General features: G+C 40.0%; 18 protein-coding genes and 3 pseudogenes. 4 read left to right on the forward strand and 17 right to left on the reverse strand.

What is annotated here, in order from left to right:
* From BQ5796_RS18850 to BQ5796_RS13170, 4 genes and pseudogenes are all read right to left on the reverse strand, one after another.
* Positions 1–816: ATP-binding protein (locus BQ5796_RS18850; RefSeq protein ID WP_428839303.1), on the reverse strand; the 816-nt coding region annotated here is incomplete at its 3' end.
* On the reverse strand, positions 813–2228 hold the full coding sequence (gene istA / locus BQ5796_RS13155) for an IS21 family transposase (RefSeq protein ID WP_346190295.1): 1416 nt from the start codon (positions 2226–2228) through the stop codon (positions 813–815). The genes istA (BQ5796_RS13155) and BQ5796_RS18850, both read right to left, overlap by 4 nt.
* A 1233-nt stretch (positions 2229–3461) precedes the next feature.
* The gene (locus BQ5796_RS13165; RefSeq protein ID WP_071460630.1) at positions 3462–3674 is read right to left on the reverse strand and encodes a DUF3006 domain-containing protein; all 213 of its coding nucleotides are present in this window, start codon (positions 3672–3674) and stop codon (positions 3462–3464) included.
* A gap of 316 nt (positions 3675–3990) precedes the next feature.
* Positions 3991–4815: pseudogene (locus tag BQ5796_RS13170) on the reverse strand (ComEC/Rec2 family competence protein); the annotation flags it as partial.
* A gap of 301 nt (positions 4816–5116) precedes the next feature.
* On the opposite strand from BQ5796_RS13170, the gene BQ5796_RS13175 reads away from it, so the two are divergent.
* Positions 5117–6556 (forward strand): hypothetical protein, encoded by a 1440-nt coding sequence (locus BQ5796_RS13175; RefSeq protein WP_071460632.1) that lies wholly within the window; start codon positions 5117–5119, stop codon positions 6554–6556.
* Between the two features lie 405 nt (positions 6557–6961).
* On the opposite strand, the gene istB (BQ5796_RS13180) is transcribed toward BQ5796_RS13175, so the two are convergent.
* On the reverse strand, positions 6962–7684 hold the full coding sequence (gene istB / locus BQ5796_RS13180) for an IS21-like element helper ATPase IstB (protein ID WP_071460633.1): 723 nt from the start codon (positions 7682–7684) through the stop codon (positions 6962–6964).
* Positions 7685–7701: 17 nt separating this feature from the next.
* A complete protein-coding gene (istA, locus tag BQ5796_RS13185) occupies positions 7702–9210 on the reverse strand; it encodes an IS21 family transposase (RefSeq protein WP_071460634.1) in 1509 nt (502 codons plus the stop codon).
* 147 nt (positions 9211–9357) lie between these two features.
* Between istA (BQ5796_RS13185) and istB (BQ5796_RS13190) the strand changes: the two genes are divergently transcribed.
* Positions 9358–10095, forward strand: coding sequence for an IS21-like element helper ATPase IstB (gene istB / locus BQ5796_RS13190; RefSeq protein WP_071460635.1), 738 nt, complete (start codon positions 9358–9360; stop codon positions 10093–10095).
* Positions 10096–10455: 360 nt separating this feature from the next.
* Here the strand turns inward: istB (BQ5796_RS13190) and BQ5796_RS13195 are convergent, their stop codons facing one another.
* The 4 genes and pseudogenes from BQ5796_RS13195 to BQ5796_RS13210 all read right to left on the reverse strand — a co-directional run.
* On the reverse strand, positions 10456–10899 hold the full coding sequence (locus BQ5796_RS13195) for an SMI1/KNR4 family protein (protein ID WP_071460636.1): 444 nt from the start codon (positions 10897–10899) through the stop codon (positions 10456–10458).
* 21 nt (positions 10900–10920) lie between these two features.
* Positions 10921–11109, reverse strand: coding sequence for a hypothetical protein (locus BQ5796_RS18295; RefSeq protein ID WP_071460637.1), 189 nt, complete (start codon positions 11107–11109; stop codon positions 10921–10923).
* A 222-nt stretch (positions 11110–11331) separates the two neighbouring features.
* Entirely contained in the window at positions 11332–12522 is a 1191-nt protein-coding gene (locus tag BQ5796_RS13205) for an IS110 family RNA-guided transposase (protein WP_071460638.1), read from the reverse strand.
* Positions 12523–12679: 157 nt separating this feature from the next.
* Positions 12680–12949, reverse strand: a pseudogene (locus BQ5796_RS13210) (recombinase family protein); the annotation flags it as partial.
* A 152-nt stretch (positions 12950–13101) separates the two neighbouring features.
* On the opposite strand from BQ5796_RS13210, the gene istA (BQ5796_RS13215) reads away from it, so the two are divergent.
* Positions 13102–14604 carry an IS21 family transposase gene (gene istA / locus BQ5796_RS13215; RefSeq protein ID WP_071460640.1) on the forward strand — a complete coding sequence of 501 codons (1503 nt, stop codon included), beginning with the start codon at positions 13102–13104 and terminating at the stop codon, positions 14602–14604.
* Complete coding sequence (gene istB, locus BQ5796_RS13220; protein ID WP_071460641.1) at positions 14604–15323, forward strand: IS21-like element helper ATPase IstB; 720 nt, start codon at positions 14604–14606, stop codon at positions 15321–15323. Before istA (BQ5796_RS13215) ends, istB (BQ5796_RS13220) begins: the two co-directional genes overlap by 1 nt.
* A 63-nt stretch (positions 15324–15386) precedes the next feature.
* Here istB (BQ5796_RS13220) and BQ5796_RS18460 read toward each other — a convergent pair.
* From BQ5796_RS18460 to BQ5796_RS13250, 7 genes and pseudogenes are all read right to left on the reverse strand, one after another.
* Positions 15387–15530 (reverse strand): annotated as a pseudogene (locus BQ5796_RS18460) (recombinase family protein); the annotation flags it as partial.
* A 561-nt stretch (positions 15531–16091) separates the two neighbouring features.
* Positions 16092–17354: a group II intron reverse transcriptase/maturase gene (gene ltrA, locus BQ5796_RS13225; protein ID WP_071460642.1), complete on the reverse strand. Its 1263-nt coding sequence runs from the start codon at positions 17352–17354 to the stop codon at positions 16092–16094.
* A gap of 631 nt (positions 17355–17985) precedes the next feature.
* Positions 17986–18435, reverse strand: coding sequence for an SMI1/KNR4 family protein (locus BQ5796_RS13230; RefSeq protein ID WP_071460643.1), 450 nt, complete (start codon positions 18433–18435; stop codon positions 17986–17988).
* A gap of 15 nt (positions 18436–18450) precedes the next feature.
* Positions 18451–20235: an HNH/ENDO VII family nuclease gene (locus BQ5796_RS18465; RefSeq protein WP_234969345.1), complete on the reverse strand. Its 1785-nt coding sequence runs from the start codon at positions 20233–20235 to the stop codon at positions 18451–18453.
* Entirely contained in the window at positions 20232–20540 is a 309-nt protein-coding gene (locus BQ5796_RS13240) for a hypothetical protein (RefSeq protein ID WP_071460644.1), read from the reverse strand. The genes BQ5796_RS18465 and BQ5796_RS13240 overlap by 4 nt, the downstream gene beginning before the upstream one ends.
* 46 nt (positions 20541–20586) lie before the next feature.
* On the reverse strand, positions 20587–20796 hold the full coding sequence (locus BQ5796_RS13245; RefSeq protein ID WP_071460594.1) for a hypothetical protein: 210 nt from the start codon (positions 20794–20796) through the stop codon (positions 20587–20589).
* On the reverse strand, positions 20796–21527 hold the full coding sequence (locus BQ5796_RS13250) for a DUF4176 domain-containing protein (RefSeq protein WP_071460645.1): 732 nt from the start codon (positions 21525–21527) through the stop codon (positions 20796–20798). Before BQ5796_RS13250 ends, BQ5796_RS13245 begins: the two co-directional genes overlap by 1 nt.
* Positions 21528–22074 lie beyond the last annotated feature (547 nt).

Below are 22074 nucleotides of genomic sequence, written 5' to 3' on the forward strand. Positions count from 1 at the left end.
GTTAGCTAAATCCTGTATAAACTGATGCAGCTCCTCTAATGTAAATTGACCTTGGTAGGCATGGATTTCATCTAATAGCTTCATCGTGGTCTCTATCTTCCCCTTTGTCCGTGGTCGTCCTGCGATACACGCTCTTACTTTAAAGCCAAAGTCTTTTGCGAACTGTTCAAATTTTGCATTCACTTTCCCTGGAGAATGTTCTGTTCTTGCTTCATCCATCACTGTTCTCATATTATCCGTAAGGAGTTCCGCAGGTACACCACCAAATGCTTCAAAAGCTTCCGTTAAAAAGGAAAATAGAGTGCTTTGAGATTTAGATATACTCATATGAAAGGTGCGTATTCTTGAGGTAGAAAGAATGAGTGCAGCTACATTTATCTCGACCTGCTCACCATCTTTTGTCTCATAAAGAATNTTTATGAAATAAGTACTTGTCCGTTTCTTTGCTGCTGTGATCCCTATCGCTGTTGCCAAGTGGGTTTTCCCCACTCCACTTGGCCCTAAGAAAACAATATTCTCATTCCTTTCTATAAACCGAAGGGTTAGAAAATCTAGAATCTGCTGCTGATTTACGGACGTTTGAAAGGTAAAATCAAAATCCTTTATTTCCTTTAAGTGCGGAAAACCTGCGACCTTTACCATTGACTGAATCATATTCTGCTCTCGTACATCGATTTCATAATTAGTGAGCTTGATTAACGTATCAATAAGCGATAGTTGATTCTGTACNGGATTATCAAAAGGGATCTTGCCATAAATGTCTGGAATGTAGGCCAAACGAAGAGACTTGCACTTACTTCTGAGATCGAAAGTCATGACATAGCCTCCTTAGTTCCGGCCAAATTATCATATTTGGACCATTCCACATCAAAAGGATTGGCTTGTGTTCCAAGCTTTTCTTCCTCTATTAGTTCATAAAAATTCAAGTTAATTCCCTTCATATCATGTGTAACAAGCAGAGCTGCCAAAGCCTTCAGACGTTCCTGACGAATGGACAAATTATCCACCATTAAGTAATTTCGAATCCTTCCTGGTAAATATTCATGATAACGCGAGTAGGGAAGTGCTCGGGGTTTCTGAATCCATCCCTTTACAATGGACTGCCAAGGCAAGGCCTTTCTTTTATTCATGTAAGGACGAAAGTCCTCGAGCAGAATTTCGCCATCTGGTGTTACCACTTTAAAGGAGTCCCAAGTGCATTGAATATATAGAATGCCATAGTTTGCTGCTTTAGGGACATGTACCAAAGTCTGATCAAGCCTTATTTCATTATACTTATTCACCTTAACCTGTTCTTCTTTGAAAACGGGATAATCTTGCTCAGGGAGGGCCAAAAGATGCTTGGACTCTTCCTCCCATAAATCTATTATTCTGACCTGTTTTTCATAATGAACGCGATCCCTGTCTTCTGCTAATCTCTTTTCCAGTTTCGATGTGAGATCATCAAAGTCTTTCATAACGGGGGCCTTGCTAAAGAAGTTGTAGCGGATATATCCCACCTTATTTTCAACATTCCCTTTTTCATGGCCGCTTCTGGGATTACACACTTGAACATCAAACCCATAATGGTTTTGAAATTGTATAAATGCATCTGTCAGTTGCGCCTCTTCCACCTTTGAACGGGTCTTCTTCACTGCCGGAGTCAAATTATCGATTCGGATTTTAAGAGGTACTCCTCCGGATTGACGAAAGAGCTCTTTTAATCCATGAAGGAAGCATTCTTGATTTTCTGACGGCAAAGGTACGGAAAATCCAGCATTGCTGTGAGGGTAGGACATCACCAAAGCTCTGATATCAACAAGCTCTCCATCTTGTACAGCCTCCATCACGCCGAAGTCAACTTGGGCTTCAGCTGGAGGATGAGTCAGCCTTTCAAAGCCCCGATCCTTTTCATCCTGATGGGTATTCTCCCAATCTTCGATAAAGTAACAGACTGTTCTATAGGACCCTTTGAACCCGTGATTTTGTAATTCCTCAAACAACTGTTTCTTAGTCCTACGGGACTTTTTCTTTAGTTTGGAATCCTCCGATAACCAATCAGTAACCATCTCCCCCCATTGACCTTCATACATCATTCCTTTCCTTTCTCGTATTTTTGATGCAGGTAGTTGATCTCCATCTGCGTATTTTTTGGCTGTTCGCCAGTTGATTTTTAGTGTCTGTTTTATTTTGTTTACTGATAATCCTTTTTCGTTTCGTAATTTCTTGATACAATTAATATCGGACATTGTTAGCATCCCTTCTAAACCTCCACTAAATTGATTCGACACCAATTACAGTAGAGGGAAATTTGGGGACTGGCAAGTCCTTTTTTTATGCCACTAAATAAAGTGCAGGACTCTGCAGTTTCTCCTTGCAAAGTTCTGCACTTTTATTTTGCAATAAACACCTCATGACTAGTATGTAAAATTGAAGCAAGGTTGTACATATTAATTCAAGCGTTAGTGTACATATTTAAAATAGCATTTCTATTTAGTTTGACTCAATGGTTCTTTACCTCTATCCCTATAAATCCTCTGTGCCTGCCGGCAAAGACTTTTGAGCCGAACTTGTACAATGCTGCATACTGGAAATTTAATATTATGTCTTTTATCTTTCCGAACAGCGCGGTGTTTTTTCAACTGGTTAGGCCGCCTTGGTATAGCAGCCGTTTTAGTTTTTTCTATTGTAGGTTTACTAAACAAAGGATTAAGGTACTCCATCCCTTCCCCCACTTCCCAGTTTTTTTTGATTACTTCATGGTCATTTTTCCACTTTTCCAGGTCTTACTAGATATATAGTGAGAATGGACAAGTTTAGAACCTACTTTTGAATACTTTTATTTTTTATCGTCAATACTCTTAATGAAAATTTATTTAAGGGGTGAGATCCATGCTGAAGAAAAAACAAAATGAAAAACAGCTAGTAAATAAAATTCAAAAAGCAACCAAGGATGCAAAGAAGGCTGGAGTTAAACTTGTTAGTGTTAAGATTAAATAGATTTATGACTAATATCCAGTACACATAAAAAAGACTCCTACTTGGTAAAGTAAAACAAGGAATGGAGTCTTTTTACTGTTATATTATAATTATAAGAATTTTCTCTTTTCTGGTACAAAAGATCAAGTTTAATATGTCCTTAAATTAGCAAATTATACATTTTTTAATGAGACTTTCAAATTCATTGTATCATGTTCAGCTAACCATCCGTTTCTCAAAGGCTTATTAAGCGAAGGATAAATTATATCTTTAGGATAGGTCCAAACAAACAATTTTTTGTATTTCCTTCATAATGTCGTCCCCTCTTCGTATGTAGCTTTACACTTGGTTTTTATTTTTGGTAACATTTTGACCAAGTACAATTTATGTTAATCGATGAGAGCCGTTTCGTTCATTATGAATATAGGGTAATTATCAACATCATTATTTAACAAAGATTATGAAAAATTAAATGCCCCTCTCATTTGAGAAGGGCATTTAATTTAATCTTCCCATACATCCTCCATAAGCGCTTCAATTTCTTTCCGGAGCTTCTTAGTTTCTTCCTTGAGTATTTTTACTTCGCTTCCAATAATGCTAACCACATCACCGGCAGAAGCACTTTTGGGGAAGATGTCTTTCGGAAAATCCTTTGTTTCCCCACCAGTTTCCACGACAACCATATTACCCTCAATCCGATCTATAATACCCTTCATAAAACCACCTCTATTTTGGAGTAAAAGCAGTCTGTGTTTTATAGGATTTTCCTTTATATGATGCTGATACATCCACCTTTACAGTAAATCCTTTTGCTGCTCGGCCTATTTTTACAGGTAGCTTTTTACCCACAGATCCTGAATATGTTGTATTTTTACTCTTATAACGAAACACGGCTTTATATTTTGTTCCGCTAGGTAATCCTTTAACAGTTAGATTAATAGTGGAGTATTGCTTAGGAGTTCTATTATCTAAACTAGCTGTTAATTTATAGGTTGCAGAAGTAGGTGCAGTAACTGTACCAGGAATGGCAGGTTTAGTATTAAATGCTAAGTTAGTTCCATTAGTTGATGCAATAATAGTACCTTGTTTATCCGTTCTAAAAACATTTACTTTACTTGATTTCAGTCGGTTTAACACATCAGAAGTTGGATGTCCGTAACTGTTTTTACCAACGCTAAGTACAGCATATTTAGGCTTTATGGTTTTTAAGAAAGCGGAGCTGGTAGACGTTTTCGCTCCATGATGGCCAATTTTAATCACATCAGCCGTTAATACTTGTTTTGATTTAATCATGTCATTTTCAGATGTAGTTTCTGCATCACCAGTAAATAAGAAAGCCTTTTTACCATAAGTTAAGCGTAAAACGGCACTCCAATTATTCAAATCACTATTACTATAGCTTCTAACTGAACCAACAAAATTAGCTGTAACACCTTTTAAAGGTATAGAAACACCTTTTGTTGCTGTTTTATTTTTTACACCTTCGTTTTTAACAGCAGTAAGGAAATCTTTATAAACCTGTGTAGTATGGCTAACTTTTGGAGCATAAACAGATTTAATTTTAAATGATTTAAGAATTTCATCCAATCCACCCATATGATCTGCGTCTGGATGAGTGGCAATCATAACCTCAATATCATTTACTTTTTGTTTTTTCAGATAAGCAACTACATCGTTTCCATCTCGGTTGCCGGCGTCAATTAGTATGTCATCTCCATTTGCTGTTTTTATGTAGATAGCATCACCTTGCCCAACATTAATAAAATGGACTTTTAATTCATTGGTTGCTGCAGCAGGCGTAATTGATACCGATGCCAATAATAACAATGAGATTAGTAAAGATTTAAGTATTTTCATTATTGCGCCTCCTATAGGTAATTTTACACAGGTATCCGAGATATTACTACCTTTTCAGGTAAAAGGTTCCTTTGAAATAGGTATTTCCCCTAATAATGATAGATGCAAATCAGTTCATTTTTGTTCAAACGTTATAAAGCTACATTTAGAGAATCTTCCCTGCTCTTTCTAAATATGTCTTTTCACAGGGAATACTTGCTGTTTATACAGCTTTTTCATACTATTGTAGTTGTAGAGTTTTAACCAAAAATTTGACCTGGAACATGATCATGTTCAAAAGCATACAGAAAGGAGCGCCCTCATGACGGAAACACCGACGGATGAAATGATAGAAAAACTCGTTTCTACCATATTGGGAGTCCTGGATGAAAAAGAGCTCACCCCTATCCTAAGAAAATATACGGAGGCGTCTCTTGAATCCTTGATCCCGTTTCTTTATGAAACTTATTATGAAGATAAAGATGAAAAAGAAGCCTATGCGGGCATAAAACGGAATTCATTTTTAAGGACTAAAAGGAGATGGGCTCGGACAGCCATTAGAAATCTAGAGAAACCATCGGCTCCTTATAAAGAACTAAAAGGAAAAGAAACATTTCTAAAAAATTACATTCAACAATTTGGGTTGGAACAATTTCGCATTGAATTCAATATGGATTCTTTAGAACAATACATGGAAAAGGCTAAAGAAGAGCTACTGGAGTGGGCAGAAAGCGAAGAAATGCCGACTTTCACTTATCCCTTTATACATGAGAAGACGAAAAAGCAAAGGAACAACGCAATCCAGATAGACTTGGCAATGATGATTGGCGATTTATTGATAAAGAATAAACTGTTTCTCAAACCGACTGTTTATCAATCGCCAAACTTCGCCATCACAACATCTTTTTTCGGCATTTCTCCTAGAGGAAAACTAGCGATTGACTCCAAGAATGTAAGTTTGAATGAGCCCGGTTCCGATCCCGGAAAGACTTATCATCCCACCATTCAGAGAAGCCGTTTTGCAACCAATTCAAACATCAGCTTGCTTGTTAGCAGTGATTTTGTCAATGACCTCAATAAAAAGGTCCCAGACTTGGACAACAAGGATTTTGAACTTTTCCTCGATGTACTGATGTTTCGAGATGCAAGCTTTCAAACGACAAGACGTATTCAGTTTCCTCTAAAAGAGCTTGTTAAGCGGGTGTATGATAGTGACAATGCAAAGAATTATCAAGCTACCATCGAACGGATATTAAAACTCGCAAACTACCGAGTAACAGAAGCAAATGAGCGTGGAGAGTATTTTGTTAAAGGGCTTTTCTCTTCCGTCCGGATTCAGGAAGACTCCAAAAGTGATAGTGGAGAACGGCTTGTAACCGCCTTTGTATCCGAGGATGTATATGATGACTTTTTACGGCAGCAGGTTGTTAACATATACAGTGATAAAGTAATGGAATTAAAAGGTCGTTTTTCTTACCACCTTGTTTTCGTTCTGCAGAAAGAGCGAATTATGGCCCACCAGATGAAAGAAACCAATCCGGTTAGACGAAGTTGGCTTGACTTCCGTTACGCCATTCGTTTTAATAAACGAACCAAAAAGGAAAATCTTGAAGAGTTTGAAAGAGCCTTGGATGAGATTAAAGAAAGAGAATTCGTCATCCAAGATTACTACCGTTCCGGTGAATATTTCTTTTTTACTTTTTATCCACTATCGGAATTGGAATTGAATGATTTTTCACTACATGAAAAAGTTATAGAATAAAAAAAGAGAGGGAAATTTCTCCTTGTTTCAATATCAGAAGCAGGGTCAAATGACGATATTCTAAGGGATTTTTATACTAGGTTAGGTAGTCAAAATTACATCGTAAATCCTCACCCGCAAACAAGCCCCGAGGAACTTATAAAAGTTAACTCAAAAGAGTGTTCCTTTTATTAGTTCCTCGGGGCTACACTTATTAACGAATTTTTTCATCTTACATTTAATCAAATCATCCTGTTGTAACAGCGAGTAATGTGTGGGTTAATTTTTTTAAGTTAACTTTTGCTTTACCATTACCCATCAAAGAAATTTCCTTACATCTAATAAAAATCTTGTAGACCTGATCTCTTGTAAATGTCAACACAAAAGTTGACCATGTCGCTCATGCAAAAGTTGACCACCCTCTTGTTATTTCGAATAGGTTTCTTTAAGACGATAACTTTCTCCGTTCATGGGAATAATGTGGGCCTTATGGGTCACTCGATCCAACAAGGCGGCGGTCATCTGTTCATCATGAAAAACTTCTACCCACCGGCTAAACTCCCGATTGCTTGTGATAATCATACTTCCTCTTTCATAACGAGAAGAAAAAAATTGAAACAATAATTCAGCTGCTCGTTGATGATAGGGGATATAGCCAAGTTCATCGATAATCGTGACATCTGCGGCCAACCATTGTTTCTCCAGTTGGAGGAGCCTTTTTTCGTCTTGGGCTTCCATTAGTTCATTCGATAGGCGGGCGGCTGTATAATACTTGACATTATAGCCTTGATTAATCGCCTCTTCGCCCAAAGCTATAGATAAATGGGACTTTCCAGTCCCCGAATTCCCAATAAAAATGACATTCCTTTTCTGCTGAATATATTCGCCTTGAAAGATGTCCAGAATGCGCCTTTTGGGCACATGTGGGGCCTCCTCAAATCGGAATGAGAGGAGGTCTTTATGTACCGGGAATTGCGCCTTTTTTCTGGCAGACTCTTTCTTCTTGATTTCCCGTTCAGCTACTTCAATCGACAATAGATGAAATAGAAATTCTTCATATGTGATTTGTTGCTCATTTGCTTCTCGTAAAAAAGCATCAACCTGGTCACGTATTGTCGGTAATCTTAGCCTTTTTAAATATTCATCCATTTGAAAACGGTGTGTATTCAGTGTATAAACCTTCCTTTCTGTAATAATTGATCATACGGGCTAAATGTGGGGGCCTTGACAGCGACAGCCTGTTCCATTTCATATTTGATTGGTGCTGGTTTAGCTGCTTCTGGCTGTGTCATAAGGTAAAGATAATGCTTTACGTTATCAGCTGTGAATAACTGTTCTTTTACACAACTTTCAACAGCCCGTTCTACCATCTCTATTAAGAATTCCCTATGAAGCTTCAATAGTTTAATAAACTCTTTTCCATGGCCATATCTTGAAAGGGTCCTCTTATAAAATTCTTGGTAAATTGGGGGAAGTTTTGCTCTTCTGACTGGGCGCGCATGCTGTATAGCCCTTGGTTTTCTCTCCAGTTCATCCAAATAATGATCCACTTCAAATACTTCTTGGAGTCTTTCATATGACCGTTCATGTTTGGCAACACAACTTCCGTCCAGCCATACCTCTACATAATCTACATATGCATATATGAGTGCTTCTTTTCTTCCGGCATATCTTGTTGGTACAGAATAGCTATTTGTTTCAAAATTCACAAGGGACAAGCTGTTAACACCAGCTTTTACCTTTCTTGCGCAGGGATGTGTACCGATAATTGGCAAAAGATATTCTTTCTCCTGCAGGAATCGATCCCCGACTCTTTCTTTCGTTTTTGGTACAAAGGTGTCCTCATAGGCATCGCATTGTTCCATTAAGTATTGATTTAGTTCCTGAATCTCACTTACCCGTGGAACAGGAACTAAAAATTGAGCTCGGGCTGTTTGAACCAGTTTCTCCACTTGTCCCTTTTCATTTCCTTTTGCCGGCGCACAAAATTGAGCATCAAAGAGGTAGTGTGATCGAAACTGAATGAAGGCTTCTTGTTCTTCGCGCTTGGTGCCTTCTAACACTTTCTTTACCGCTGTTTTCATATTGTCATAGACAATCGTTTTCGGCACACCACCGAAATAATCAAAGGCATCTGCGTGCCCCTGAAATAAAGCCTCCTGGCGCTGATGCGGAAACACTTTTACAAATATCTTTCGGCTATACAGAAGCCTCATACAGAAAAGCATTACTTTTCTTTCAATACCATTCAGAATGATGATGACTTCTCCCCAATCAAATTGGGCGAATTCACCAGGATCAAATTCCAACGGAATAGAGGAATTAGGGGCTTCCTTGAGCTGCTTGTATTGGCGTACGAAACGGCGGACAGTGGATTCTCCACCTTTAAAACCGTATTCTTTCTCCAAGCGTCTGAAGATTTGAGCAGCTGTATGACGCTGTTTTACTGGGGCTGTTTCGTCATCCATTAACCATTGGATAATGGTTGATTTAACGGGATCGATGACCGGATTGGCAGCTGGCTTTGAGCGTTGATAGGTTGGAATTTCATTCTGTTGTAATGCCTTGCGAATGGTTTGCCTTGATAGTTTGAGATCTTTTGATAATTGCCGAATAGATCGACCTTCTTTAAAGTGCAATTTTCTGATAAGCTCTATATTAGCCATCTTTAACATCCTTTTTTCCTCCCAAATCATGAAGTTCTCGACAAACTCTATGATAAGGGATTTGGTGTTAAGGGTGGTCAACTTTTTGATTAGCGAATTGTACTTTAGTGGTCAACTTTTATTTTAGCGTTTACACTTAGAGGGAGGTGTGTCCTGATGACCGATTTAAAGGCCATTTGTAAAACACTCCACCTTGCCCATATTATCGAAGAGTTTGAGGAAGTCCCTTTTGAAAGCAAAGAACAATTTTTACGTGATGTTCTATCAATTGAAGTCAATTCCAGACAAACCACCAAAATCGCTAGACTAATAAAAAAGGCTAAATTTAGAGAGCTTAAATGGCTTAGGGATTATGAATGGTCCGACCAGCTGCACTTGCCGGCGACTACCTCGAAAGAGGGAATCTGTGATCTTCGTTTTATAAAGGAAAAACAGAATCTACTACTTATGGGGACGCCAGGCACAGGAAAAACGCATCTAGGAACGGCTTTAGGTGTTAAGGCATGTGAACAGGGCTTTGAGGTCCGTTTCTTTAGGGTGGCTGATTTGGTGGGGCAATTAGAGGAAGCGATGAAAGAAGGTACCTTACAAAGATTAAAACGGCAGATTGAGAAGTGCGATTTGCTTATACTGGATGAATTGGGATATGTCCCTTTTCAAAAGCAAGGGTCGGAATTATTGTTTCACATTATTGCAGACTGTTACGAGCACAAGAGTGTGATTGTAACCTCAAATTTGGAATTTGGTCAGTGGAATCGGGTTTTTGGGGATAACCGTCTAACTTCAGCCCTTGTGGACAGATTGGTGCACCATGCACATGTCATCGCGTTCACAGGGGAAAGCTACCGATTGAAAAATGCCCTTTCCACCGTTAAAGCGAATGATGGGATTTAATGTGAAAAGTAAACTGCAAGCCTATGTAATTTTCGCTGCACTTTTCTGCACTTTTTGCTTGCAAAAAACATTCTTGCTCCTAATCGTTCGAATATCATCTCCGATGGCATAATTATAGGCTGCCTTTGATGCTTTTGGGTCGATGTTATTAACAGGATCAGCCTTTGTCATTCTTGTGTGCAAATATAAATCAAGTAGTTAGGTGCGGTAGTTTTTATATCTTTGTGACAGAACTAAACTAGTGCGTCTGCTTACCAACCTGTACTCTTAATTCAAACATGAACATTTATCTACCGCTGAAAATAAAGAACCTCGAAAGTCTTAAACTTATCGAGGCTCTAAAGTAACAAATCGGTACATTTACCTAGGATTTAGTCCAACGTCTAAAATATATTCATATAAATTTTCATACTTTGTTTCTTCAATTTTATTAATTTCATGGTCATAGAACATAACCCTTGAACCACAAACCCCTTTTTCAAGCGTAAACCCATAATAATCACCAGTTTCAATATCAGAAACAGCTAAAAAGGAATGTGTTTCTATAAGTCCTATTTGACTATTTAAGTTGACAATAAACCAATCACCAAGTTCATTTACTGAAAATATATTGGTAAGAGCGAAATAGCCACCCCCAAATTCTTTTACAAAGCATTTATATTCCTCGGGTAGGGAAAGAGATAATGCTTTTTCAACTTTCTCAATTTGACTATCATTACCTTTAGGTTCTGACTCCAATCCAAACCATATCGGTCTTTTGTTTCTGGTTTCATTAACAATTTCAAGAAAAATATTATAGTCCATTCCGTTCAACTCCAAAAAAGATTATTTATCGTAAATCCATTCAGGTAATATATCATCGGCACCTTGTTCCCTTGCTCTATACCACCAATGCAACTGTCTATCTGATTGACGCATTACAGGAGTAACACCTTGATTATATTTATTCTGGTGAAGCGCTGAATTATTTCTATGTTGCGAAGGAATTATCTCATGCTTTGCTCCACCTGGCATTTGTCCTCCATGATGTAAATCTGGTTTATTAAGTCCTCTTGGTGAATGCCCCAATAAACCTTGCTTTAAATCATTAATTGTCCATGGACCTTCAATTTGTACAGGAGCATCACCTGCATCATACCCTTTACCTGTTTGCAGGTTAGGAGTTTCAACATTACCCGTACCCTATGTTGTAATCTTAAAATCTATAAATAAAAAAACAACCTATCTAAAACTTTATTAAACTATTTCTTTCTCTTTTATTATCGGTAATTCATAGGCTATTTTATGCTTCATCATGCCATAAACAATGTTCACAAGCCTTCTCATTATGCACACCAATGCTTGTCCCTTTGTTTTACCTTCTTTTAGTTTTCGTTGGTAGTAAGCATGAAACACTGGGTTCCGTGGCAGTTTACTTCCTTTTGCTACTTGCACTTGTTGGACTGCGAGGTTGTAAAATAAAGCGTGCAGCGCCCGATTTCCCTGTTTGCTTTTTTGTTCCTTTCCTTTCCCACCAGACCCAAAGTAAACAGGCGCAATCCCCGCAAATCGTGCTAATTTGTTGGCATTAGGAAAACGTCTTACATCACCTACCTCCGCAATTAAAGCAGAAGCTGTTACGAGGTCAATGCCTGGCATGGAGTCTAGTTGAAAGTCTAGTAAGCTCATTAACTCTTTTAATTCTCTTTCCACCTTGCCTATTTCCTGCTTTCCAAACAAAATGTGGCGCACAATGCTTTCTACCACTATTACTAGCTTCAATATTTCATTCGCTTTTTTCACCGAACAAGTATTATGGCTCACTTCTAATAAGAAGGTGGTCAATTGTTTTATACTCACACCTTCCAAACAAGACGGTGATGGGTATCGTTCCCAAAATGCTAAAGCTGTTTTCCCATCCACCTCGGAGAAAAACTTCTTATAGCTAGGGTAATGGTGACTCAATTGAATATGCAGTTGATTCTTCAAAGCACCTTGCGCCTTCACCAATGCATTTCTTCTAGTGACCAATTGTTGTATCGACCAATATAAATCATGTGGTTTAGCGTCATGCAATTGGCTAAGTTGTCTTACCAATATTCTAGCCACACATTCCGCATCCCAGCTATCACTTTTTTGTACGGTCACATGGCTTTTTCGTTCAGCATAAGAAAGAGCTGGGTTAACCTCTTTTACAACTTGTCCATGGTCCGTTAGATATTGTGCCAGTGCTCGACCGTAACCGCCCACATCTTCTAAACCAAATACAGGTGTCAACCCTTCTTCTGTCAGTTTATCAATATCTAGTAAAAATGTTGAGAAAGCGGACGGTTTATTTTCAAACTTTATTTCTTCTAGTTTTTCCTGCCAACAATTAATAATCACTGCCACATGGTGCTGTTTATGTAAGTCTACACCCACATAAACATGTTTCTGCTTTTCATGCATGGCTCATCCTCCTATTCAGTTGTCAATGATTGAATGAAAATGCCGGCAACCTTAGTTCGAGCGTTCACCTTCTGGTGCGCATTGGTACGAAAGCCTATCCATTTTCATCGTTACATAGTAATTTATAAGAAAATGAGTCCTTTTTTTAAGTAACCTATTAAATTATTGCTTCATGTTTCCCTTTTGCTTGTATTTTTCCATATTTATATATCCCTTGATAAAAACTCTCTCTGTCTAAAATTCTTTTCACTTGTACTTTCGTAAATGCTTTCCCTTGCGTAGTTTGATAGCCTTCTTTATTCAATGCTTCTGCCAACCTAGACAATGACCATTTCTTATATTTTTGTTTAAGTTGAAATAATCTTTTTACTACTTCTGCATGCCCGTTATGTATTTTTAGTTCTTTTTCACCCTTTTGTTTGGTATAGCTGTTTATGGCATCATAAAAATGTAGGTTATGGCATTTAATTTGTGCAGGCCCCGAGGGGACTGCACAAATTAAAAAAAGCCACTTGTCAACATTCCAAAATACACATACACTTCCTGTTGGGTACAAAACGTGCAGGAGGTATTAAGGAGATGTTGGCTGTGGCCGAGATTAAGTATATCAGACATGAAGTTAACAATAAAGGTTGCGGATATGCAAATGTAGCTAAAAGAATGGGGAAAGATCCAAGGACAATTAAGAAGTATGCGAACTTGGAAGATTTCAACGAAAAGCCTAAAAAGAAACAGACAAGAACAGCACCTGTATTAGATCCAGTGAAAGCCATACTAGATGAATGGATTAGGGAGGATCTGAAAAAGAAAAAGAAGTTTCGTAAAACAGCCAAGAGAATGTGGGAACTATTGAAAGATCATCATGGATTTAAAGGATCCGACCGAACGGTCAGGGATTATGTTTCCACAAGAAAAAAAGACTTCCTTAACGAGACGGATGAGGCTGCTCTTCCACTCAAATCCATTCCAGGAACCGCCCAAGTGGATTTTGGTGAAGCTCCATTTATCTATGGAGGAGAAGAAATTGTATTACCGTTCCTAGTAATGTCCTTCCCTTCCAGTAACGGCTTTTATTTTCAGGCTTTCCCATCCCAAAATAAGGAGTGTTTCCTTGAGGGGATGAAAAGAGTATTTCACCATATGGGTGGAGTACCCAAGGCTATTAGGTTTGATAACCTTACTCCTGCCGTTAAGAAAGTTTTGCCAAATGGTGAAAGGCAACTAACGGACGAGTTCCAGAACTTCGTCCTTCACTACGGTTTCGAGTGTGAATTCTGCAATCCTAATAGTGGAAATGAAAAGGGCCATGTGGAAGCAATGGTCAAGTATATCAGAAATAATTTCCTCCTCCCAGGACTTCATGTCATCAACCTGGACGAGCTAAATAAGGAATTATGGGCTATGGCAGAGAAAGACCGTGATAGGAAGCATTACCAGAAGGAGAAGATGATTTCAGAACTCTTTGAAGAGGATAAGTCCGCCTTCCTCACATTACCGTCTAAAGAGTACGAGTGTGTCAGGTATGAAACCCTGAAAGCTGATAAGTATGGGTATATCAAGTTGGATCTTAATCTGTACTCCACTTCTCCCCGATATGCGCAAAGCAAGGTACTGGTGAAAATTTCATATGACAAGGTGGATATCTTGAATGATAATCACCAGCTTGTCGTCCGTCATTCCCGGCTTTATGGCCAGTATAGAAAGTCCATGAAATGGCAGCCTTATCTGAACTTGATGGCCAAACGGCCTACGGCACTTAAATATACAGGATTTTATGATCAACTTCCGGAAGAATGGAAGAACTATTTTGAAGCATGTACAGTGGCAGAAAAGCCGGAGGCACTGAAACTATTATCAACGATCTTAAAGGACCATGATTTCGTCATGATTACTAAAGCACTGGTCATGGCCTCTGAACGTGGGCATCCCTCCGTGGATGCGATTAAACAAGTATTCTATCAACTTATTAATGGACGAGGAATCCGAAGTGACATAAAGCCGAGGTCGTCTTTGCCTCAACTACCAGATGCGACACGAGGGCTAGGACATTATGACAGGCTCCATAAAGGAGTGGAATCATAATGAACGACCTAATTAAGTCTTATGCAAAACGACTGAAGTTGAGCTGGATCAAGGAGCATTTTGATGAAGTGGAAGCTACAAGTAATCAAGAATATCTACTTAAGCTTTTTGAAGCTGAAATCCAGCAGCGTGAGGAGCGCAGGATGAATCTCCTTTTAACACAAGCTACACTCCCAAAAGTGAAAGGAAAGCCGTTTGATTGGGGTGAAGTCCAGGTTCCAGCAGGATTGACAAAGGAATCCCTATTAAATGGAGAGTTCATGGAAAGACAAGAGAATGCGATATTTTACGGAGGGGTAGGTGTTGGAAAGACCTATCTAGCGACCTTAATTGGTTTGAATGCCATACATAGGTTTGGTAAAACAGTTAAGTTCTACACAGTGGCAGGGTTAGTAAACCGGCTTCTAGAAGCAAATGAAAAGGGTACTTTGCCGAAATTGTTCAAGCAAATAGAAAAGCTGGATTTATTAATCCTTGATGAACTGGGGTATATTCCACTGCACAAGCAAGGTGGAGAACTATTATTCCAAATTATTTCAATGTGTTATGAGTCCAAGAGTATTATTATTACGACCAATCTTCAGTTCGGTCAGTGGAACCACGTCTTTGGAGATCCAATATTAACGGAAGCAGTCATTGACCGACTGATCCATCACTCTCATCTGGTGGTATTTAATGGCGATAGTCATCGCTATAAGGAGTCATTATTACAAAATTAGAAAACGGTTGGCAGGTGGCTACATTTTTAACTGCCGTTTCATACATTTTTTGCTTGCCAAATACATTCCTTCATCTCTAAGAATATGTATCAATTTAAAACCCTGTTCTTCACAGTATGCTCTAATTTCTTCTTCTTGATATTTCAAGCTATATCCATCTCTTCCCTACACTTGAGTTGAGACTCGTATATACCCAACAACGTTCAACTTTTCACCCTCCCGTTACATAAATTGTAATTTTTGTAACGCTTTTTAAACGAATAGCGAGTATTATACGACCGTCTCTAGGAAGTATACAACCCAATTTTTGTCTGCCGTGTTTCGAAACTAGTAACCTTCTTATGTAACCTACCTTTTATCGCCACGAGCTTTGTCATTGTCGTTAGTTTGTTAGCCAATCCATGTCATAACTACCCCTACCTTATAAAATTTCATCTCGCCTAATTATCGTACTTTTCTTACTATCCAAGTATTAAAACGATACTCCATGATGGTACTACCTTCATGAGCTATGAATTTCAGTAAAGCAACATTCATGTTATCCCAAGCATAAATGTCTCATTAAAAAACGAAAAACACCTGTTACCTAATAGGCAATCAAGCGCTTTATGGTTAGCTATATAAAATACTTCATTAGATTAAAATGCCATCTCGCATAATTATATGGAAATTCTTTATATACAAAATATCAATAGAGATAGGGGGAGGTGACTAACCTCCGTCCCTCTCACACCACCGTACGTACGGTTCCGTATACGGCGGTTCCAGTTATGTCTGACGCTGTATGTCATATCTTGCAGAAATACTTTTTAGCCCTAGGGAAAGCCAGTAGGCTTTCCCTAGGGTTCTATGAAGAATTGGGCTCTTGGATATTCTCCAATAGGCTTTCCTCGTATTTCCCCATTCGTAAGCTTTTCCTCTTGGTACACCCAGTTCGATGAGTTTCCTGACTTTGGTTCGAGGAAGTTTCCATTCCTTCCACCTAATCATTCGCAGTCTTCGATTTAGCCAGCCTTCTAGGCTAACAATTACTGACCGGGTATCAGCCAGGTGGTAATAATTGACCCACCCTACTAGATATTCATTTAGGATATGAATCCTTGTCTCCATAGAGATTGAACTTCGCCTGCTGGTCAATTTCCTTGCTTTATCCTTAAACCGTTTAATTGCTTGAGGTGATATTCTTACCTTCGGTTTTAGGTTGCTTGTGAAACTGAAGCCGAGAAATTTTCTCTTCCACGGTCGGTCTACGGCACTTTTCTCCTTGTTCACCTTCAGCTTAAGCTTCCCCTCTATAAAATGAGTCATTGCTCTCATTACTCTTTCTCCAGCCCTTTTGGATTTCACATAGATGTTGCAATCATCCGCATACCTGACAAACCTGTGTCCTCTGCGCTCTAATTCCTTATCCAGTTCATCCAGGACTATATTGGACAGGAGGGGGCTTAATGGTCCTCCTTGCGGAGTGCCTTCCTGGTTCGGACTGAGAAGTCCGCCTTCCATAACACCCGCGGTTAGGAATCGTCGAATCAAACGGAGTAAGGATTTATCCTCTATTCTCCCGGCTAATTTACTCATTAACCTGTCGTGGTTAACCTTATCGAAGAACTTTTCGAGGTCAATGTCTACCACCCATCTATATCCTTCTTCCATGTAGCTTTGCGCTAGTTTGACTGCCTGGTGCGCCCGCCTGTTCGGCCGGAACCCAAAACTACTTTCAGAAAAGCCTGGGTCGTACATTCTGGTAAGCACCTGGGTTATTGCCTGTTGAATGAAACGGTCCGTCACGGTCGGGATTCCTAATTTCCTTTTCCCTTTGCCGTCTGGTTTCGGGATTTCGACTCGACGGACGGGGGAAGGGACATAGGTTCCCTCGGCAAGGGATTTGCGCAGTTCGCTCCAGTTATCCACGATATGTGCGCGCAGAGCGGTGACGGGCATTCCGTCCACTCCATGCTTTCCCTTGTTCTTTTCTACTCTTTTAATCGCATGAAGTAGATTTTCCCGTGACAGGATTCGTTCCATTAACATTGATATAACCTCCTGCGTAAATAGGGTTTCTGTTTGTGTTCTTCCATTCTCCACCCTGTCCTATTGACCCCCATGGATTCACCATTTCTTTCAATAGACAGGTTTCTCTGTTTTCTGTTTCATTGAATGGCAAGATTCGCCTAGCCCCTATTTTCCATAACTGGTTCAGCCCTTCCTTATCCTCTTAAGCGGACAAGTACTATGGCTTCTGCTGACGCCTGCCGTTCAACCTACCCTCACGGATAGGCTTACCGCATGAGTACGGCATTCCGACAGGTTCTCCCCGGGTAAGAGTACAGACTTTCCTTCCACGTCTCCGCCTCATTTACTCTGTGGCACCTTCGGCAGTAAGGGTTTTGTCTTGTTAAGCAGACTCACCCAATGCCACCTAGCCTTATATGAGGTTCGTGTTCCTCGGAGCGGAAGTTTGCCGCCGACTTCCTTCAGATATAAGGGTCACCCCTTACACCCTTGTCTTGAGCTACAGCTACTACTGCCTTCACTGTTCAGGACTTTCACCTTAGAGCCTGCACCCATGCCGGGCACACTTATACAAACTCTTGATGGTACAACCATCAAGAGTTTTTGATTTTCAGCAATCTCATTTATAATTTCTTTCTATTTATCTATCTTAATAATCTTCTTCCCATGCTTTTTTTGCATCCAACAACCTTTGTGATAAAAACTCATAAAAATCCTTTGCTGTATTGTAGTCATCAAGTCCCCCTGGTCTATTCCACGCTATTACCGGGCACTCATTATTCTCCATTTCACTGATATATAGACAATAAGCATATTCTCCAGCATCTTCAATAACTACTAAATCCTTGTCCATGCCTAAATCTCTATATCTCTTTGTATTAACAACAACAGGAGCTCTATTTGACTTAGCCACTCCTAAAATATCAACTCCAAATAACCCACCAGAACCATAGGTAGTTAAAAACCACTTATAACTTTCTGGTAATTCCACCCCTAGCTCATTTTGGATTGAATTAATTTGACTTTCATCTACTCCACCTGTAAAGTCATCTGATTCCTTATGTTCATTAATAAAGTTTATTAATTCCTCTTTATCCAATCAAGGTTCCTCCTTTTACAATTCACTTTTATCTATTTGCTTAGCTCTCCATCTCCAATATTTACTTCTAAAGTTGTCATATTGCTTTTTTAATACAGGGTCATTTCTAAAGCTCCCACCATTCTCCACCAAACCATGCAAAATTTTATTATATTCATCATGCATACTTGCAGGAATTTCTACCATTGATCCTGGCTCTCTTTGGATTAAATGATGAAGCTCTATAACCGTTCCATCTTTCCAAATTGGTGCTCTTCCTTTTTTCATTAATTGAAAATTTGTCATGCCAGTATCAGGATCGATTCTCTTATAATCGATATCAATTCTTTGAAAAACCCGTCTGCTAATATCTCTTTCTTCTCCATTAACCTTTGTTGTTCCAGTATATTCAACAGATTTATAGTTTTTATACTCTTTACCCTTACCACTCCCCTCATCCCGATCCACAACCTTCGCAAACTGCGAAAACTGGTCATTGATGATTTTGGTTTTGAGGCCGTAGGTGGTGATGTTGTTGAAGCCGGTGGAGACGACTTGCTTTTCGATGCCGACTGGGATCTTCAAGCCTCCAAGGGCACGGCCGACTTGGGCTAGTTCACTTCTGCCTCTGGAAAGAGCACCTTGGACAAACTTGTTGCTGAACGGTGCCTTTACGGCTTTGGTGAATTGGCTGGCGGCACTGCTGATTTGAACTGAGACACGGTTTTTGAATCCCGAAAATGCTTTGTTTCCGCCGATGAGATTATCTATATTTGCTTTTATATTACCAGAAAAGCCCTTTGTTTTTGAAGCGGGAACCTTGCCGGCGACCTTCGCGACCTTTCCGAGTTTCCCGACAACCCCCGCGACAGGGATAAATGATGGCGCTGCAGCACCTGCCAGGTAGGCAATGCCTTCTTTTTCATAGGTGTCGGAGAACGATTGACCAATGGACTCTAGCACACCGAGCGGATCGTCGAGGGCACTCGCAGCGGCATTTGCATATTTATTAATCGTCGTATTTGCTTCTTTTTTCAGGAAATCAGGTTCTATTGGATCTGGGATTTGGGAAGAAGCCGCAATGACAATGCCATCTTTGGCTAGGACAAGGATGCCGCCGACGAGACCAGCCAGCCCTTTGAATAATCCACCAAAAAATCCGGATATATCATCCCAAGTATCTTCCCATGCATCTCCCATGCATTCCCAAAAGGTTGTATACTTATTTTTCACGCTTTGAGCTTTATGGCTAAAAGATTCGTCTGTTTCTTCAAATCGAACGACCTTCGTTTCATGGATGCGATGCAATTCATCGACTTTTCCATCAAGTCGCGCCTTTGTGGCCATCACCTTTGAGCGGATGCCATCCATCTTCCATTTATTGCTTCTGCTCTTTTCCTTTTCTTCATCGGTTAAGCCTACACTAAAAGATAGAGACGAAGCAAAAATAGCCGCTTCTATTTGTTTTATATTGGTCCAAATGGAGAGTTCAATATGTTTAATGTTAGCGGCAATATCATTCCGGTCTACCCGCATCATCGCATTTCTTGACAGTGGGGCAATATGGGCAGTTGTCCGCTGCACGTAGTTTTCAAACAGGTTGGTGAGATCCTTCACCTGCTTGCGATAGTGCTTGATATCCCGCTTGATTTTTCGCACCTGGTCTTCCCATGCCTCGATACTTTCCCCCTCGTTCAGGGAAATGAAAGCATTGATTTTTTCAAGGGAGGCTTCCATCTTGTCCAGCGCGTTTTTATAAGTGTGAAGCTGTTCGATAATGTTGTCGAGAATGCCATAATTGATCTGCAGGTCGCGCTTCATTTCGCTCCCCCCTTGATTTTACTGCTGATTTGCTCATCTGTTTCCTTCATCTGCTTGACGAGCATGACGCCGGCATCATGGATCGCGTCTAGGTGCTCGAGCAGCTTCGTGCTGCTGTCGTCGTTCATATTATCAAGCAGATCATCCACTGCATCGACGAAGTCAGAATGAAAGCTTTTCAGCTGACTCCGTGTTCCTGAGCGGAAATTGGTTGTATAGCTCTTGAAATCTGAAATGGCATGATCCAGCGAACGCAATGCCGACTCTAGTTCACTAAGATTCAATTTAATTTGTTTGCCCGCCAACTTTGCCTACACCCCTTTGCTTCCCTGCTTCTTATTCAAACTACCTTCACTTAAAATGCACTGCCATTATTTCCCCAATTAAATCATTGATTTCATTGGCCATTTCTCCTATGACCTCCCGCATCTCTTCCTTTGCATCGGCATTCTCAAAATCCATTTCTCTGTAATTTTCCCAGATGGACTCTCGGATGTCCTTCAGTTGTCCAATAATATTGTTCCTGGTCTTTTGACAGACATGGTAACTATAATACGCCATCAATGCTCACCCGCTTCCACTTTGGTTTTTTCCTCGGAATCGGAATGTTCGTCTTGTTTCGCTTGGAGCTTCGCCATGTCTTCCTGCGAGAACTCGATGGACTTCAAGCCTCTGTCCACGATCATTTCTTTTTTCATCAGCAGTTCAAAGGATGTTTCCATTTCGTCTCGGTAGCCTTCATGGATGACGCTGCGGATTAGCGGGCTGGTGAAATGGATAACCCGGTCCTTCTTCATTTCGCCAAGCGGGTATATTACCCCGGCGTATGGAAAATAAGAACGATAGCCTTTTGGGGCGACGCAGCGGGCAGTGATAACCACCTTCACCGCTGATTCACTGGACGGATCTGGCTGGAAGTAGCGCGGATCGAGTTCGACTACGGAACCAAGAGGCAAAAAGGGCCGCATGATTTCCGTGCAGCTTGCCAAATAATCGGCGAACAGCTCGCGCTCGAGTGCAAACTCTTTGCCAAGGAAGGAAACGGAATGCAGTCCAGCACCGCTCCGGTAAAAAATATCGACATTCTGGCTGAACAGCTCAAGACTTTCCATGTCTTGGCGGAACGCTTCGAGCAGATTTTCAAAAACGTTCCAATCATCAAGGAACATGCCGGTGAACTCCTTGATCACCGGCCAGTACTCCAAAGGCACCTCTTTATCAGATTGATATAAAATACTATGGACCCTTTCCATCGCCATTGCTTTTAGTTGTTGTTGATGCTTTTCGCTCATCTTTATCCCCACTCTTTTCCTATAAATATAGCTGTCTGCCTAATAAATTGTTAGTTCATTCCAGTTTATTTTACGAAGCTACGGGACTAGTATTCAAGTATGTCAGGGTAATATTGGGAAAAATGAGAAAAAGGACCCAAACATGGATCCTTTTTTTGCGCTTTCTAGGCTATTTTGTTCATATAATAGGAATCAGTATTTAAAGGTTGCAATCGACTCTTTCAGCTCTTCCGCCATTTTTGAAAGTTCGTTGGCAGCGGAAGTGATTTCCTCCATCGAAGTTGCTTCCAATTTCCTCCTTGAAAGGAACCAGAACATCCTTCGTCAAACCGCCTTCACTGATCTTCACAGCATTATACTTAAGCATTACATTCGGCTTCATGATGAAAGGATGATGAAAAAGACAAGCACTCCGCCAAAAAAATGCAGATGAAATGACCCTCATTGTCTTTTTAAGAATAGGACGGGCTTCTCCAGCAGCGCAGTACTACCATGCTTTGTTGGCATCATTTTTACTAATAAATTAGCTTAGAGTGATTAAAACAAA

The sequence above is a fragment of the Bacillus massilinigeriensis genome, assembly GCF_900111815.1.
In the GTDB taxonomy this organism is placed as follows: Bacteria; Bacillota; Bacilli; order Bacillales; family Cytobacillaceae; genus Mesobacillus_C; species Mesobacillus_C mediterraneensis.

Bases quoted from the DNA above. Each gene is read 5' to 3' on its own strand.
- BQ5796_RS18295 (WP_071460637.1), bottom strand. From the start codon at position 11,109: ATGCCAGGTGGAGCAAAGCATGAGATAATTCCTTCGCAACATAGAAAT.
- istA (WP_071460634.1), bottom strand. From the start codon at position 9,210: ATGTTAAAGATGGCTAATATAGAGCTTATCAGAAAATTGCACTTTAAA.
- istB (WP_071460641.1), top strand. From the start codon at position 14,604: ATGAACGACCTAATTAAGTCTTATGCAAAACGACTGAAGTTGAGCTGG.
- istA (WP_071460640.1), top strand. From the start codon at position 13,102: ATGTTGGCTGTGGCCGAGATTAAGTATATCAGACATGAAGTTAACAAT.
- BQ5796_RS18465 (WP_234969345.1), bottom strand. From the start codon at position 20,235: ATGAAGCGCGACCTGCAGATCAATTATGGCATTCTCGACAACATTATC.
- BQ5796_RS13250 (WP_071460645.1), bottom strand. From the start codon at position 21,527: ATGAGCGAAAAGCATCAACAACAACTAAAAGCAATGGCGATGGAAAGG.
- BQ5796_RS13165 (WP_071460630.1), bottom strand. From the start codon at position 3,674: ATGAAGGGTATTATAGATCGGATTGAGGGTAATATGGTTGTCGTGGAA.
- BQ5796_RS13205 (WP_071460638.1), bottom strand. From the start codon at position 12,522: ATGCATGAAAAGCAGAAACATGTTTATGTGGGTGTAGACTTACATAAA.
- BQ5796_RS13195 (WP_071460636.1), bottom strand. From the start codon at position 10,899: ATGGACTATAATATTTTTCTTGAAATTGTTAATGAAACCAGAAACAAA.
- istB (WP_071460633.1), bottom strand. From the start codon at position 7,684: ATGGATGAATATTTAAAAAGGCTAAGATTACCGACAATACGTGACCAG.
- istA (WP_346190295.1), bottom strand. From the start codon at position 2,228: ATGTCCGATATTAATTGTATCAAGAAATTACGAAACGAAAAAGGATTA.
- BQ5796_RS13175 (WP_071460632.1), top strand. From the start codon at position 5,117: ATGACGGAAACACCGACGGATGAAATGATAGAAAAACTCGTTTCTACC.
- BQ5796_RS13245 (WP_071460594.1), bottom strand. From the start codon at position 20,796: ATGGCGTATTATAGTTACCATGTCTGTCAAAAGACCAGGAACAATATT.
- istB (WP_071460635.1), top strand. From the start codon at position 9,358: ATGACCGATTTAAAGGCCATTTGTAAAACACTCCACCTTGCCCATATT.
- ltrA (WP_071460642.1), bottom strand. From the start codon at position 17,354: ATGTTAATGGAACGAATCCTGTCACGGGAAAATCTACTTCATGCGATT.